The sequence below is a fragment of the Variovorax sp. RO1 genome, assembly GCF_002849325.1.
GTDB lineage: Bacteria > Pseudomonadota > Gammaproteobacteria > Burkholderiales > Burkholderiaceae_C > Variovorax.
The window spans coordinates 882,280-896,307 of sequence record NZ_PKMT01000002.1; the positions used below are offsets into that span (position 1 = coordinate 882,280).

Below are 14,028 nucleotides of genomic sequence, written 5' to 3' on the forward strand. Positions count from 1 at the left end.
GATAGGAAAGACCCTTTGGACGCGTCTCAGGCGTCGATGCGCACGGGAATCCCGCGCTCGGCCATGCGGGCCTTGGCTTCGCCCACGGTGTGTTCGCCGTAGTGGAAGATGCTCGCGGCCAGCACCGCGTCGGCGCCGCCCTTCTGGATGCCGTCGGCCAGGTCGTCGAGGCTGCCGACGCCGCCCGAAGCGATCACCGGCACGTTGACGGCGTCGCTCACGGCGCGCGTCAGTGCGAGGTCGAAGCCGCTCTTGGTGCCGTCGCGGTCCATGCTGGTGAGCAGGATCTCGCCCGCGCCGCGGCGCGCCATCTCGATCGCCCACTGCACCACGTCGAGGCCGGTGTTCTTGCGCCCGCCGTGGCTGTAGACGTCCCAGCCCGCGCCGCGCGTGGCGGCGTCTTCGGGGCTGCGGCGCTTGGCGTCGATGGCGACCACGATGCACTGCGAGCCGTACTTCTGGGCCGCGTCGCTGATCACCTGCGGGTCGGCGATGGCGGCCGAGTTGAAGCTGGTCTTGTCGGCGCCCGCGTTGAGCAGCCGGCGCACGTCGGCCACGGTGCGCACGCCGCCGCCCACGGTCAGCGGAATGAAGACCTGCGAGGCCACCGCTTCGATGATCGGCAGGATGAGGTCGCGGCCGTCGCTGGTGGCCGTGATGTCCAGGAAGGTGAGTTCGTCGGCGCCCTGCGCGTTGTAGCGCGCCGCGATCTCGACCGGATCGCCGGCATCGCGCAGCTCGAGGAAGTTGACGCCCTTGACGACACGGCCGCCGGTGACGTCGAGGCAGGGAATGATGCGTTTGGCAAGCATGGGAAGTTGAACCGGAAGGAAATCAGAGAACGGTGAGCTGTTGCCAGCCCTGCCATTGGGCGCCGGGGGCCAGCACGACGGGTTCGTCGATGCGGGCCGCTTCGACGCAGAGCATGTGGCGGAAGCCCTCTGCGGGCATGTCCGCGAGTGTCGCACCGAGCGCGGCGCCGGGGTTCCAGACCACGGTTTCGGTGCAGGTTTCGCTCTGGATAATTTCGAGCGTGCCGCCGGGCTGCACCAGCCGCAGCGGCTGCGCCGGGGCGGTGTAGACGCTGTCGAACTCGGCGTCGAACTGCAACGCGGCGGCCGTTTCGGTCTGGCGGACGTCGCGCACGGCGTCCCAGCGCGGCGCGCCCTGCAGGCCTTCGAGGCGCACGGTGGCGATGTCGTCCACGCGCAGATAGGTGTGCAGCGCGGCCGAGAACGGCCAGGGCACGTCGCCGGTGTTGGTCAGGGTGAGCGCGGTGCGCAGCTGGCCGGCCGCGAGCGTGGCGTCGAGGCGCGCTTCGAAGGCATGCGGCCAGAGCCGGCGGGTGGCGTCGTTATCGCGCAGCACGAGCCGCAGCGTGTCGGCCGCGCCCGATTCCTCGCGAATCCAAGGCAGATTGCGCATGAAACCATGCTTGGGGAGCATGCCACGCTGGTTGAACTGGGGGCAGCACAGGGGAACGCCGCCGCGGATGGCGGTTTGGCCGTCAAAAACGGCTTTCGGACTCAGATACAGTCGCTCCCCACCGCGGGCCGGGGCCCAGGAAAGCACCTGGGCGCCATGCAGCGCGACCGTCAGGGTGCTGCCATCGGCCGCCTCGGCGTGCAACGCCGGCTGGCCTCGAAACTCGATCGAGCGGATGTCCATGTGAGGAATTGTAGGCAGCCGCCGCATCCTGACAGCGGGCCATTGCGTGCCTGCGCCTTTCTTGGATACGCTGTCGCGGGTCGGTCCCGCGCACTCGAAAAGAACCACTCTCACACGACTCAAGGGGATACGCATGAAGAAAAAGCTGCCCATGGCCGCCTGGATCCTGATTGCCATGGTGCTCGGCATCATCGTTGGCTACATGATCTTCACGAGCTTTCCTGACAAGAAGGCCGCCAAGGAGGTCGCCGACTACGTCTCCATCATCTCCGACGTCTTCCTGCGCCTCATCAAGATGCTGATCGGCCCGCTGGTGTTCTCCACGCTGGTGGTGGGCATCGCGCACATGGGCGACGCCAAGTCGGTCGGCCGCGTGTTCGGCAAGGCGATCGGCTGGTTTCTCACCGCATCGCTGATCTCGCTGGTGATCGGCCTGGTCATGGCCAACGTGCTCAAGCCCGGCGAGAACCTGGGCCTGCCGCTGCCCGACATCGGCGCCTCGGCCAACCTGGCGACCAACAAGTTCACCTTCAAGGACTTCGTGAGCCACACGGTGCCCAAGTCGTTCGCGGAAGCCATGGCCAACAACGAAATCCTGCAGATCGTGGTGTTCTCGATGTTCTTCGGCGTGGCGCTGGCCTCGCTCGGCGACAAGGCCAAGACGCTGGTGGCGGCCATCGAGGAGCTGTCGCACGCCATGCTCAAGATCACGGGCTACGTCATGAAGCTCGCACCGCTGGCCGTGCTGGCCGCCATGGCCGCCACCGTGGCCGTGAATGGCCTGGGCATCCTGATCAAGTTCGCCGTGTTCATGCGCGACTTCTACCTGGGCCTGTTCGTGCTGTGGGGCGTGCTCATCATGGCCGGCCTGCTGTTCCTGGGCCCGCGCGTGTTCAAGCTGCTGGTGCTCATCAAAGAGGCCTTCTTGCTGTCATTCGCCACCGCGAGCTCCGAGGCCGCCTACCCGAAGATCCTGCAGGCGCTCGACCGTTTCGGCGTGAAGCGCAAGATCTCCAGCTTCGTGATGCCGATGGGCTACTCGTTCAACCTCGACGGCTCGATGATGTACTGCACCTTCGCCGTGCTGTTTATCGCGCAGGCCTACGACATCCACATGCCGATCAGCACGCAGATCACGATGCTGCTGATCCTGATGCTCACCTCCAAGGGCATGGCCGGCGTGCCGCGCGCCTCGCTGGTGGTGATTGCCGCCACGCTGAACCACTTCGACATTCCCGAGGCCGGCCTGCTGCTGATCCTGGGCGTGGACACCTTCCTGGACATGGGCCGCTCGGCCACCAACGCGGTGGGCAACTCCATCGCCACGGCCGTGGTCGCGAAGTGGGAGGGCGAGCTGCTGTCTGAGAGCGAGGCCGAGGTCAACGCCAAGGCGCTCGACGAAGAAGCCGCGGCCACCCTCGCCCACCCGGCGCACGCGTGAGGCACGCGGCCATGCAACGCCCTGCCCGCCTGCTCGCCGCCTGGGTCCTGTCGCTGCTGGCCACCGCAGCGCTGGCCCAGGAGCAGGCGCCCACCGTGCTCAGCGGCACGCTGGCCAAGGTGCGCGCGAGCGGCACCATCGCCATCGGCCACCGCGAGGCCTCCGTGCCTTTCTCGTACCTCAATGCGCGCAAGGAGCCGATCGGCTATTCCATCGAGCTGTGCCGCGCACTCGTCACGGCCATCGAGGACACCGTCAACAAGAGCCTCACGATCCAGTGGGTGCCCGTCACCTCCGACTCGCGCATCGACGCGGTCGTGAGCGGCCAGGTCGACCTCGAGTGCGGCTCCACCACCAGCAACCTCGAGCGCCAGAAGCGCGTGGCTTTCTCGCCGACGATGTTCGTCTCGGGCACCAAGGTGCTGGTGAAGAAGGGCTCGCCGATCCAGTCGTTCCGCGATCTGGCCGGCAAGAAGGTGGCCGTGACGGCCGGCACCACCAACGAGAAGACGCTGCGCGACCTATCGCAGAAGTTCAAGCTCAACATCGAGCTGAAGGTGGCACGCGACCATGCCGAATCGTTCGCGCTCGTGAAGGACGGCCAGGCCGACGCCTTCGCCACCGACGACGTGCTGCTCTACGGCCTCATCGCGCGCGATGCCGCCAAGGCGCAGTACGAGGTGGTGGGCGACTTTCTCTCCTACGACCCCTACGCCGTCATGTACCGCAAGGGCGACGCGCAGCTGAACAAGGTGGTGATCGACACCTTCCAGGTGCTGGCGGAAGACGGCGAGATCCACCGGCAGTACAAGCGCTGGTTCATGCGCAAGCTGCCCTCGGGGGAAAGCCTCAACCTGCCGATGAGCGCGCAGCTGGAAACGATCATCCAGACGATGGCGGTGAAGGCCGAGTAGGCCTGCCGCCTGACCTTCTTTACCGCGCCGGCCACTCCCAGCGCGGAATCTCGCTCATGTCGAGGTTCGCGATGCGGGTCTCGCCGAAGCGTTTTTCGAGCACCACCGGTTGCAGGCCGTCGCTGTCGTCCAAGGCGGCGATCAGGCGCGCCGCGTGCGACACCACGATCACCTGCGACGCGCGCGCGGCCTGCGCGATGAGGCGGCCGAGCGCGGGCAGCAGGTCGGGGTGCAGGCTGGTCTCGGGCTCGTTGAGCACCAGCAGCGCGGGCGGACGCGGCGTCAGCAACGCCGCGATCCACAGCAGGTAGCGCAGGGTGCCGTCTGACAGCTCGGCGGCCGTCAGCGGCCGCAGCAGGCCGTGCTGGTGCATCAGCGTCTCGAAGCGATCGCCGTTCGCGTGCACCTCGATGCGGGCGCCCGGAAAGGCGTCGTCCACGGCGCGGTCGAGCGCCTCGCCGTCGCCGATCTCGCGAATGGTCTGCAGGGCGGCGGCCAGGTCGGCCCCGTCGTTGGCGAGCACGGGCGTGTAGGTGCCCAGCTGCGGCTGGCGCGCCGGGGCGTCGGCATCGGAGCGGAAGTGGTCGTAGAAGCGCCAGGAGCGCATCTGCTCGCGCAGCGTGAGCATCTCGGGCGCGTCGCGCGGGTCGGCGTGCTCGGTCATCATGCTGGCGAAGGCCGGGATCGGCCGGCCGACGGCCTGCCAGCCCTTGCCGTCGCGCAGGCGCAGCGCGGCGCCCTTGCGGTCGACCAGGTGCGTGGCGGGGCGCAGCAACGGGCCGCTCCAGATCGCCTCGTGCTTGATCTGCGGATCGCGCGAGAAGGCCGACGACGGAATCGGCGGCGGCAGGCCGATGTCGATGGCGTAGCCGAAATCGTCGGCCTCGGCGCCAGCGAAGCCCAGCTTCAGCGCAACCGGCTCGCTGCGTGTGGTGCCCTGCACCGGCACGTCGCCGCGCAGCATGGCCGCCGAAAAACGCTCGGGCCCGGCCCACAGCGTGGAAGACAGCCCGCCCTCGCGCACCAGCGAGCGGATCACGCCGCCGTTGGCGATGTCGGCCAGGAGGCGCATCGCGCGGTACACGCTCGACTTGCCGCTGCCGTTGGCACCGGTCACCACCGTGAGGCGGCCCAGCGGCACCGTCAGCTGACGCAGCGAGCGGTAGTTGGCAATGGCGAGCGCGGAGAGCACGCGCCGCTATGCGAAAGGCGTCAGACGCCGGCCAGCGCGTCCGCGCGCGCCTGGGCGGCGGCGAAGTCGAGGTCGCCCGAGTAGATGGCGCGACCGCAGATCACGCCCTCGACGCCTTCGGACTGGACCGCGCAGAGCTGGTCGATGTCGGCCATGTTCGACAGGCCGCCCGAAGCGATGACCGGAATGGTCAGCGCCTGCGCGAGCTTGACGGTGGCGTCGATGTTGATGCCCGAGAGCATGCCGTCGCGGCCGATGTCGGTGTAGATGATCGATTCGACGCCGTAGTCCTCGAACTTCTTGCCCAGGTCGGCCACCTCGTGGCCCGTGAGCTTGCTCCAGCCGTCGGTGGCGACCTTGCCGTCCTTGGCGTCGAGCCCCACGATGATGTGGCCGCCGAAGGCCACGCAGGCGTCCTTCAGGAAGCCCGGATTCTTGACCGCGGCGGTGCCGATGATCACGTAGCGCAGGCCATCGTCGATGTAACGCTCGATGGTGTCCAGGTCGCGGATGCCGCCGCCGAGCTGCACCGGGATGTCGTCGCCGACTTCCTTCAGGATCGCCTTGATGGCCGCGTGGTTCTGCGGCTTGCCGGCGAAGGCGCCATTCAGGTCGACCAGGTGCAGCCGGCGCGCGCCGGCCTGGACCCATTTGCGGGCCATGGCGGCAGGGTCTTCGCTGAAGACCGTGGATTGGTCCATGTCGCCCTGCTTGAGGCGAACACAGTGGCCGTCTTTGAGATCAATGGCGGGAATGAGGAGCATGGAAGTGGCGCGAGTGTGCGAAAGCCGGGCTGTGGAGAGTTCGGCCCGGTCGGGGAAAAAGGTTCAGGGATTCCAGTGGAGGAAGTTGCGATACAGCTGCAGCCCATGGTCCGCACTCTTCTCCGGGTGGAACTGGGTGGCAAAAATGTTATCGCGTGCGATGGCTGCGGTAAAGCATGCCCCGTAATCCGCCTCGCCCACGCTGTGCCGGGCATCGGCCGGGCGCGCGTAGAAGCTGTGCACGAAATAGAAGTAGCTCTGGTCAGGAATGCCCGCCCACACCGCGTGCGGCTGGGCCTGGCGCACCTGGTTCCAGCCCATCTGCGGCACCTTGAAACGGCTGCCGTCGGGCTGCAGGCGACCGGCCAGGTCGAACTTGATGACCTCGCCAGGAATGAGCCCCAGGCCGTCGGTCGGGCCTTCGTCGCTGCGCGACAGCAGCATCTGCATGCCCACGCACACGCCGAAGAGCGGCTTGTTGGCGGCCGCTTCGAGCACCGACTCCTGCAGACCCGAATCGCGCAGCTCGCGCATGCAGTCGGGCATGGCGCCCTGCCCCGGCAGCACCACGCGCGTGGCCTTGCGGACCACGTCGGGGTCGGAGGTGACGAACACTTCCACGCCCACCTGGTCGGCCGCGTGGCGCACGGCCTGCGACACGGAGTGCAGGTTGCCCATGCCGTAGTCGACGACGGCGACGGAATTGGCTGCTACAGATTTCATAGCTGTTCGCGAACGGAGGTCAGAGCGAGCCCTTGGTCGAGGGAATGACGCCGACGGAGCGCGGATCGAGCTCCAGCGCGCCGCGCATGGCGCGGGCGAAGGCCTTGAACACGGTCTCGCATTGGTGGTGCGCGTTCACGCCCTTCAGGTTGTCGATGTGCAGCGTGACGAAGGCGTGGTTCACGAAGCCCTGGAAGAACTCGTAGGTGAGCTGGCTGTCGAAGGTGCCGATCATGCCGCTGGTGAAGGGCACATGCATCACGAGGCCCGGGCGGCCCGAGAAGTCGATGACCACGCGGCTCAGCGCCTCGTCCAGCGGCACGTAGGCATGGCCGTAGCGGCGAATGCCCTTCTTGTCGCCGATGGCCTGGGCCACGGCCTGGCCGAGCGTGATGCCGACGTCTTCCACCGTGTGGTGGCCGTCGATGTGCAGGTCGCCCTCGCAGTCGATGTCCAGGTCGATCAGCCCGTGGCGGGCGATCTGGTCGAGCATGTGATCAAAAAAGCCGATGCCCGTGGAGAGCTTGGCCTTGCCGGTGCCGTCGAGGTTGACGCTGACCGTGATCTTCGTCTCGGCGGTGTTGCGGGAGACCGTCGCGATGCGATCGGTGCTGCCCGGGGTCGTGGGGGTGGTCATAGTGAGGCTTCGAGCGCCGCCAGCATCTGCGCGTTCTCGTCGGCCGTTCCGACGGTGAGGCGCAGGCAGTTGGCGAGCAGTTCATGCATTTTAGAAACGTTCTTCACCAGCACCCCGCGGGCCTTCATACCCTCGAAGGTCCGGGTGGCATCGGGCACGCGCAGCAGGATCATGTTGGCGTCGCTGGGCCAGGTCTTCACGCCCGGCAGCCGGGCCAGCGCGGCCATGAGCTGGTCGCGCCCTTCGCGGATCTGGCGTGCCTGCGCCTCGAACACCGCGGCGTGCTCCAGCGCGAACAGCGCGGCTTCGCAGTTGAGCACGCTGATGTTGTAGGGCGGGCGCACCTTGTCGATCTCGGCGACCAGCGCGGCGGGGCCCATGAGGTAGCCCAGGCGGATGCCGGCCAGGCCGAACTTGCTCAGGGTGCGCATCAGCAGCACGTGGCGATGCTGAGCCAGCCTGTCGATGTAGCTGCGGGCGGCGAAGGGCTGGTAGGCCTCGTCGATCACCACCAGGCCGCCCTGCGCGCCCTGGGCCTGCACGATCTTCTCGATGACGGCATCGTCCCAGAGGTTGGCGGTCGGGTTGTTCGGGTAGGCGAGGTAGACGATGGCCGGCTTCTCGCGCGCGATGGCGGCCAGCATGGCGGCCTCGTCGAGTTCGAAATCGGCCGTGAGCGGCACGCCGACGAAGCGCAGGCCCTGCAGCTGGGCGCTCATGGCGTACATGACGAAGCCGGGCACGGGCGCGAGCACGGCGGCGCCGGGCTGGTCGCAGGCGATGCCGAGCAGCGAAATCAGTTCGTCCGAGCCGTTGCCCAGCATCAGCCCGAAGCCTTCGGGCAGGCCCGCGTGAGCGGCCAGTGCGCGCTGCAGGTCGGCACCTCGGTCGCCGGGGTAGCGGTTGAGCGCCAGCGCGCCCAGGCGCGCACCCAATTCGGTCTGCAGCGCGGGCGGCAGGCCGTAGGGGTTCTCCATCGCGTCGAGCTTGAGGAAGCCGCGCGCGTCCTGCACCGCGTAGGCGTGCATGGCGCGCACGTCGGCGCGAATGCGCTCGAGCGGCAGGCGGGTGTCCGAAGCGGAAATGGAAGCGGAAGAGTCGGAAACGGTCATCGGGTGCAGCGGTAGCTGTTGCGGAGGGCGCCGGCCATGACCAGTTGCACGGGCATGTCGGCTTCATAGCTGTCGGCGTGGCGGCTCAGCTCGGTCTGGTAGAGCGAGCGGGCCATCGCGGGTTCGAGGCGGCGGCCCTCGACGCAGAACGGCGGCAACTGGCCGTTGCGCTGCGACGATTCGACGCCCTCGCGCAGACCTTCGAGCACGCCGACGAGGTAGTAGCTGGCGTAGGCCTTGCCGTCTTTTTCACCGGCTTCGAGGGTACGCAGCTCGCGGATGCTCATGGCCTGCGCACCCGCGCCGGCCGCCAGTGCAAGCAGCAGCGCCGACAGGCGCGGCAACAGCAGGACGGCGGCACGTTGCATGGCCTCGCTGCTTACTTGCGGTAGCGCGGCGCCGGGGCGTACGCGCCGTCGGCCGGGAAGGCGCTGGGCTGCGACGGCGAGGCATCGCGGCGCGTGCGGCGCGGCACATTCGGCTCTTCGAGCTCGAACAGCGCGGCGCCGATCACGCCGATGTTGCGCACGTCGCCGGCCTCGGTGTTCGCGGCGTAGGCGCGGCCCGGCGTAGCGAAACGGAAGGCGGCCACTTCGCTCTGGCTCTTGCGGAAGCCTTCGATGTTGAGGGTCTGCTGCGGGCGCAGCACGTAGCCGCCGTTGCGCAGGCTGCCGGGCTTGCCGTTGAGCACATCCAGGCCGTCGACGGTGGCGATCACCTCGTAGCTGCGGTCGCTGAGGTTGCGAAAGCGCAGCGTGTAGCGCGCGCCTTCGACGCCGGCGAGGCGGAACATGTCATTGCCGCTGCGGCGTGCGCGCTGCAACGGCAGCGGGCGGTCGTTCTCGTCGAGCACCGACCATTCGATGTCGCCCTGGGCCAGCTGCAGGTTGAGCCGGCGCTCGGGGTTACTGCCCGCATCGCGGCGCACGCTGGCGGCGTCGTTGTAGCCGAGCGAGGCCACGTCGTCGGGCTGGTCGGACAGGCGCTTGGCGGCGACCGTGCGGGTCTTCGACTCGATGCCCTCGCCCCATTGCGTGCCGAGCTGGGCTGGCGCGGGCGCGGGCTTTGCGGCACTGGGCGTGGCGGTCATCGCGGCCGTTTCGCCGCGGTTCTGCGGCATCTGGGTGCAGGCGGCCAGCAAGGCGGCACCTGCAACGAGGCCGGTGGCGAAGCGGAAAAATCGCGAACGATAGAGGCGTTGAATCATCTGGCGTGCTCCTCCCTGAAGCGGGGTTGTTGGAGCCTCAGATCTTACGCAGGCGCATGCGCGCGGCTTCGGCGTGCGCCTGCAGGCCCTCGCCCTCGGCCAGCGTGACGGCGATCGGGCCCAGCACCTGGGCGCCCGCTTCGCTCACCTCGATGAGGCTGGAGCGCTTCTGGAAGTCATACACGCCCAGCGGGCTCGAGAAGCGCGCCGTGCCGCTGGTCGGCAGCACGTGGTTCGGGCCGGCGCAGTAGTCGCCCAGGCTCTCACTGGTGAAGGCGCCCAGGAAGATCGCGCCGGCGTGGCGCAAGAGCGGCTCCCAGCGGCCCGGCTCGCTGCTGCTCACCTCGAGGTGTTCGGGTGCGATGCGGTTGCTGATCTCGCAGGCCTCCTCCATGCTCTTCGTGTGGATCAGCGCGCCGCGGCCGTTGAGCGAGGCGGCGATGATCTCGGCGCGCGGCATGGTCGGCAGCAGGCGGTCGATCTCGGCCTGCACGCGGTCGATGTAGGCGGCGTCGGGGCACAGCAGGATGCTCTGGGCCAGCTCGTCGTGCTCGGCCTGGCTGAACAGGTCCATGGCCACCCAGTCGGGCGGCGTGGAGCCGTCGGCCAACACCAGGATCTCGCTCGGGCCCGCGATCATGTCGATGCCCACGGTGCCGAACACGCGGCGCTTGGCGGCGGCGACGTAGGCGTTGCCGGGGCCGGTGATCTTGTCGACAGCAGGCACGGTGGCAGTGCCGTAGGCCAGCGCGGCCACGGCCTGCGCGCCGCCAATGGTGAAAGCGCGGGTGACGCCTGCCACGTAGGCCGCGGCGAGCACCAGCTGATTCTTCTCGCCGTTCGGCGTGGGCACGACCATGATGATCTCGCCCACACCCGCGACGTGCGCCGGAATGGCGTTCATCAGCACGCTCGACGGGTACGCGGCCTTGCCGCCCGGCACGTAGATGCCGACACGGTCGAGCGGCGTGACCTTCTGGCCGAGCAGCGTGCCGTCGGCGTCGCGGTAGCTCCAGCTTTCGCCGGAGGCCTTCTTCTGCGCCTCGTGGTAGCTGCGCACGCGGCGCGCGGCGGCTTCGAGCGCGTCGCGCTGCACGGCGGGCAGCGCTTCGAAGGCGGCCTTGAGCTCGGCCTGCGTCAGCTCCAGCTCGGGCAACGTCTTCACGCCGAGCTTGTCGAAGCGGTTCGTGTACTCAAGCACCGCGTCGTCGCCGCGCTTCTGCACGTCGGCCAAGATGTCGGCCACCACCTTCTCGATCGCAGCGTCGGCGTCCGCGGACCAATGCAGCCGCGCCTTGAATTCAGCATCGAAGCTGGCTGAGTTCGTGGACAGTCGGGCGGGGGCTGCTTGCAGAGTCATGTGCGTGAGGTTCAGGCGGAAGGAATGGCTGACGCGAAGGCGTCGATGATGCGGCGGATGGGTTCGCGCTTGAGCTTGAGCGCGGCCTGGTTAACGACCAGCCGGGCGCTGATGTCCATGATGCGCTCCACCTCGACGAGGTGGTTGGCCTTGAGCGTGTTGCCGGTCGAGACCAGGTCGACGATGGCGTCGGCCAGGCCCGTGAGCGGCGCCAGCTCCATGCTGCCGTAGAGCTTGATCAGGTCGACGTGCACGCCCTTGCTGGCGAAGAAGTCGCGCGACAGGCCCACGTACTTGGTGGCCACGCGCAAACGCGAGCCCTGCTTCACGGCCGAGGCGTAGTCGTAGTCGGCGCGCACGGCCACGCTGAGGCGGCAGGCCGCGATGCGCAGATCGAGCGGCTGGTACATGCCCTGGTTGCCGTTTTCGAGCAGCACGTCGAGGCCGGTCACGCCCAGGTCGGCGCCGCCGTACTGCACGTAGGTCGGCACGTCGGAGGCGCGCACCAGCACCACGCGCACGTCGGGGCGGGTGGTTTCGAGAATCAGCTTGCGCGACTTCTCGGGGTCTTCGGTGACCTCGATGCCGGCGGCGGCCAACAGGGGCATCGTCTCTTCGAAGATGCGGCCTTTGGAAAGAGCCAAAGTGATCATGCGGCGGCTCCGGTCACGCGTTCAATGTCGGCACCGAGGCCGCGCAGTTTCGATTCCATGCGGTCATAGCCCCGGTCGAGGTGATAGATGCGGTCGACCAGCGTCTCGCCGTCGGCCACGAGGCCGGCGATGACGAGGCTGGCGGAGGCGCGCAGGTCGGTGGCCATCACGGTGGCGCCCGAGAGCTGTTGCACGCCCTCGACCATCGCGACCTTGCCTTCGACGTGGATGCGCGCGCCCAGGCGCACCATCTCGTTCACGTGCATGAAGCGGTTCTCGAAGATGGTCTCGGTGACCATCGAGGCGCCGCGCGCAATGACGTTCAGGGCCATGAACTGGGCCTGCATGTCGGTCGGGAAGCCGGGATATTCGGTGGTGCTGAAGCTCTGCGCCTTCAGGTGGTCGTACGCGGGGCCCAGCGAGCCGATGCGGATGCCGTCGGGTTCGGTCACGACGGTGCAGCCGGCGTCGCGCAGCTTGTCGATCACGGCGTCGAGGTGGTCGCCGCGCGCATGGCGCAGGAAGGCCTCGCCGCCCGTGGCCGCCACGGCGCACAGGAAGGTGCCGGCCTCGATGCGGTCGGCCACCACGGCGTGCTCGCAGCCGTGCAGCTTCTCGACGCCCTGGATGCGGATATGGCTGGTGCCGTGGCCTTCGATCTTCGCGCCCATGCGGATGAGCATTTCGGCCAGGTCGACGATCTCGGGCTCCTGCGCGGCGTTTTCGAGCAGCGTCTCGCCCTCGGCCAGCGCGGCGGCCATGAGGAAGTTCTCGGTGCCGGTGACGGTGACCATGTCGGTCAGGATGCGCGCGCCCTTCAGCCGCGTGCGGCCCTCGGGCAGGCGCGCGACCATGTAGCCGTGCTCGACCAGGATCTCGGCGCCCATCGCCTGCAGGCCCTTGATGTGCTGATCGACCGGCCGCGAGCCGATGGCGCAGCCGCCGGGCAGCGAGACCTTGGCGTGGCCGAAGCGCGCCAGCAGCGGGCCCAGCGCCAGCACCGAGGCGCGCATGGTCTTCACGAGTTCGTAGGGAGCTTCGGGGTTGCCGAGTTCGCCGGCGTTCAGGCGCACGGTGCCGTTGTCGTCGGCCTCGGCCGTCACGCCCATGTTGCGCACCAGCTTGAGCATGGTCGACACGTCCTGCAGGCGCGGCACGTTGTGCAGCACCACGGGCTGGTCGGTCAGCAGCGCTGCGCACAGCTCGGGCAGCGCGGCGTTCTTGGCGCCGGAAATGAGCACTTCGCCGCGAAGCTCACGCCCGCCGCGAATCAGAAGTTTGTCCATCAAGGATCCAGCGAAATCAGGAGGCCCGCAGGGGCCGGAAAGTCATTTGTCCACTGCCGCCCATTCGGCCGGCGTGTAGGTCTTCATCGAGAGCGCATGCACCTCGTCGGTGTGCATTTTCGCACCGAGGGTGGCGTAGACCCGCTGGTGGCGCTGGATGGCGCGCTTGCCCTCGAATTCGGCCGAGACGATGGTCGCGTACCAATGTCGGCCGTCGCCCTCGAGCGTGATGTGCTCGCACGGGAGATGGGCAGCGATGATGGTCTGGAGTTCGTCAGCGGTCATGGGGTCTTGGAAGTCGCGGTCAGCCGCGGATTTTGTAGCCGATGCGCAGGAGATGAACGGCAATCGCGCTCACCACCAGCCAGGCGGAACCGACGATGCCGAAGCTCAGCCAGGGCGAGGCATCGCTCACCCCGAAGAAGCCGTAGCGGAAGCCGTCGATCATGTAGAAGAAGGGGTTCAGGTGGCTCACGCTTTGCCAGAACGGCGGCAGCGAACCGATCGAATAGAACACGCCCGACAGGAAAGTCATGGGCATGATCAGGAAGTTCTGGAACACGGCCATCTGGTCGAACTTCTCGGCCCAGAGTCCGGCGATGAGGCCCAGCGTGCCCAGCATGGCCGCGCCCAGCAGCGCGAAGACCACGATCCAGACCGGCGCCACGAAGCTGGGCACGGCAAAGAAGATGGTCACGGCGAACACGCCCACGCCCACCGCCAGCCCGCGGATCACCGAGGAGCCCACGTAGGCGAAGAACCAGCCCCAGTGCGACAGCGGCGTGAGCAGCACGAACACGAGGTTGCCCATGATCTTGCTCTGGATGATCGAGGACGAGCTGTTCGCGAACGCGTTCTGCAGCACGCTCATCATCACGAGGCCGGGGATCAAAAAGGCGGTGTAGCCCACGGTGCCGTAGACCGTCACGCGGCCCTCGAGCACATGGCCGAACACCATGAGGTACAGCAGCGCGGTGAGCACCGGCGCGCCGACGGTCTGGAAGCCGACCTTCCAGAAGCGCAGCGTTTCCTTGTAGAGCAGCGCGCGCCAACCGGTGACCGCCATCATGA

16 protein-coding genes are annotated in these 14,028 nt (G+C 67.9%); 2 read left to right on the forward strand and 14 right to left on the reverse strand.

The annotated features are described in order from the left end of the window. Nucleotides 1–26: 26 nt before the first annotated feature. Both hisF and CY658_RS15250 read right to left on the reverse strand, forming a co-directional pair. Complete coding sequence (gene hisF, locus CY658_RS15245; RefSeq protein ID WP_101490993.1) at nt 27–812, reverse strand: imidazole glycerol phosphate synthase subunit HisF; 786 nt, start codon at nt 810–812, stop codon at nt 27–29. A 22-nt stretch (nt 813–834) separates the two neighbouring features. After that, nucleotides 835–1,668 carry a D-hexose-6-phosphate mutarotase gene (locus tag CY658_RS15250; RefSeq protein ID WP_101490994.1) on the reverse strand — a complete coding sequence of 278 codons (834 nt, stop codon included), beginning with the start codon at nt 1,666–1,668 and terminating at the stop codon, nt 835–837. A gap of 133 nt (nt 1,669–1,801) precedes the next feature. On the opposite strand from CY658_RS15250, the gene CY658_RS15255 reads away from it, so the two are divergent. After that, complete coding sequence (locus CY658_RS15255; RefSeq protein ID WP_101490995.1) at nt 1,802–3,109, forward strand: dicarboxylate/amino acid:cation symporter; 1,308 nt, start codon at nt 1,802–1,804, stop codon at nt 3,107–3,109. Between the two features lie 11 nt (nt 3,110–3,120). Then, complete coding sequence (locus CY658_RS15260; RefSeq protein WP_101490996.1) at nt 3,121–4,023, forward strand: amino acid ABC transporter substrate-binding protein; 903 nt, start codon at nt 3,121–3,123, stop codon at nt 4,021–4,023. Between the two features lie 19 nt (nt 4,024–4,042). On the opposite strand, the gene CY658_RS15265 is transcribed toward CY658_RS15260, so the two are convergent. The 12 genes from CY658_RS15265 to CY658_RS15320 form a co-directional block, all read right to left on the reverse strand. Next, a complete protein-coding gene (locus CY658_RS15265) occupies nt 4,043–5,215 on the reverse strand; it encodes an AAA family ATPase (RefSeq protein ID WP_101490997.1) in 1,173 nt (390 codons plus the stop codon). A 20-nt stretch (nt 5,216–5,235) separates the two neighbouring features. Beyond that, complete coding sequence (hisA, locus tag CY658_RS15270) at nt 5,236–5,979, reverse strand: 1-(5-phosphoribosyl)-5-[(5-phosphoribosylamino)methylideneamino]imidazole-4-carboxamide isomerase (protein WP_101490998.1); 744 nt, start codon at nt 5,977–5,979, stop codon at nt 5,236–5,238. Nucleotides 5,980–6,042: 63 nt separating this feature from the next. Next, nucleotides 6,043–6,702 (reverse strand): imidazole glycerol phosphate synthase subunit HisH, encoded by a 660-nt coding sequence (gene hisH / locus CY658_RS15275; protein ID WP_101490999.1) that lies wholly within the window; start codon nt 6,700–6,702, stop codon nt 6,043–6,045. Between the two features lie 19 nt (nt 6,703–6,721). Continuing rightward, the gene (hisB, locus tag CY658_RS15280; RefSeq protein ID WP_056572744.1) at nt 6,722–7,339 is read right to left on the reverse strand and encodes an imidazoleglycerol-phosphate dehydratase HisB; all 618 of its coding nucleotides are present in this window, start codon (nt 7,337–7,339) and stop codon (nt 6,722–6,724) included. Continuing rightward, nucleotides 7,336–8,451 carry a histidinol-phosphate transaminase gene (gene hisC / locus CY658_RS15285; RefSeq protein WP_101491000.1) on the reverse strand — a complete coding sequence of 372 codons (1,116 nt, stop codon included), beginning with the start codon at nt 8,449–8,451 and terminating at the stop codon, nt 7,336–7,338. The genes hisB and hisC overlap by 4 nt, the downstream gene beginning before the upstream one ends. After that, nucleotides 8,448–8,819 (reverse strand): hypothetical protein, encoded by a 372-nt coding sequence (locus tag CY658_RS15290; RefSeq protein ID WP_101491001.1) that lies wholly within the window; start codon nt 8,817–8,819, stop codon nt 8,448–8,450. Before CY658_RS15290 ends, hisC begins: the two co-directional genes overlap by 4 nt. Before the next feature lie 11 nt (nt 8,820–8,830). Next, complete coding sequence (locus CY658_RS15295) at nt 8,831–9,658, reverse strand: hypothetical protein (protein WP_101491002.1); 828 nt, start codon at nt 9,656–9,658, stop codon at nt 8,831–8,833. A gap of 37 nt (nt 9,659–9,695) precedes the next feature. Beyond that, complete coding sequence (hisD, locus tag CY658_RS15300) at nt 9,696–11,018, reverse strand: histidinol dehydrogenase (protein WP_101491003.1); 1,323 nt, start codon at nt 11,016–11,018, stop codon at nt 9,696–9,698. Nucleotides 11,019–11,029: 11 nt separating this feature from the next. After that, on the reverse strand, nt 11,030–11,671 hold the full coding sequence (gene hisG / locus CY658_RS15305) for an ATP phosphoribosyltransferase (RefSeq protein ID WP_099795302.1): 642 nt from the start codon (nt 11,669–11,671) through the stop codon (nt 11,030–11,032). Beyond that, complete coding sequence (gene murA, locus CY658_RS15310; RefSeq protein WP_101491004.1) at nt 11,668–12,957, reverse strand: UDP-N-acetylglucosamine 1-carboxyvinyltransferase; 1,290 nt, start codon at nt 12,955–12,957, stop codon at nt 11,668–11,670. Before murA ends, hisG begins: the two co-directional genes overlap by 4 nt. Before the next feature lie 42 nt (nt 12,958–12,999). Further along, nucleotides 13,000–13,242, reverse strand: a complete 243-nt coding sequence (locus CY658_RS15315) for a BolA family protein (protein WP_056572757.1) — start codon at nt 13,240–13,242, stop codon at nt 13,000–13,002. A gap of 19 nt (nt 13,243–13,261) precedes the next feature. Continuing rightward, nucleotides 13,262–14,026 carry an ABC transporter permease gene (locus CY658_RS15320; RefSeq protein WP_101491005.1) on the reverse strand — a complete coding sequence of 255 codons (765 nt, stop codon included), beginning with the start codon at nt 14,024–14,026 and terminating at the stop codon, nt 13,262–13,264. Nucleotides 14,027–14,028 lie beyond the last annotated feature (2 nt).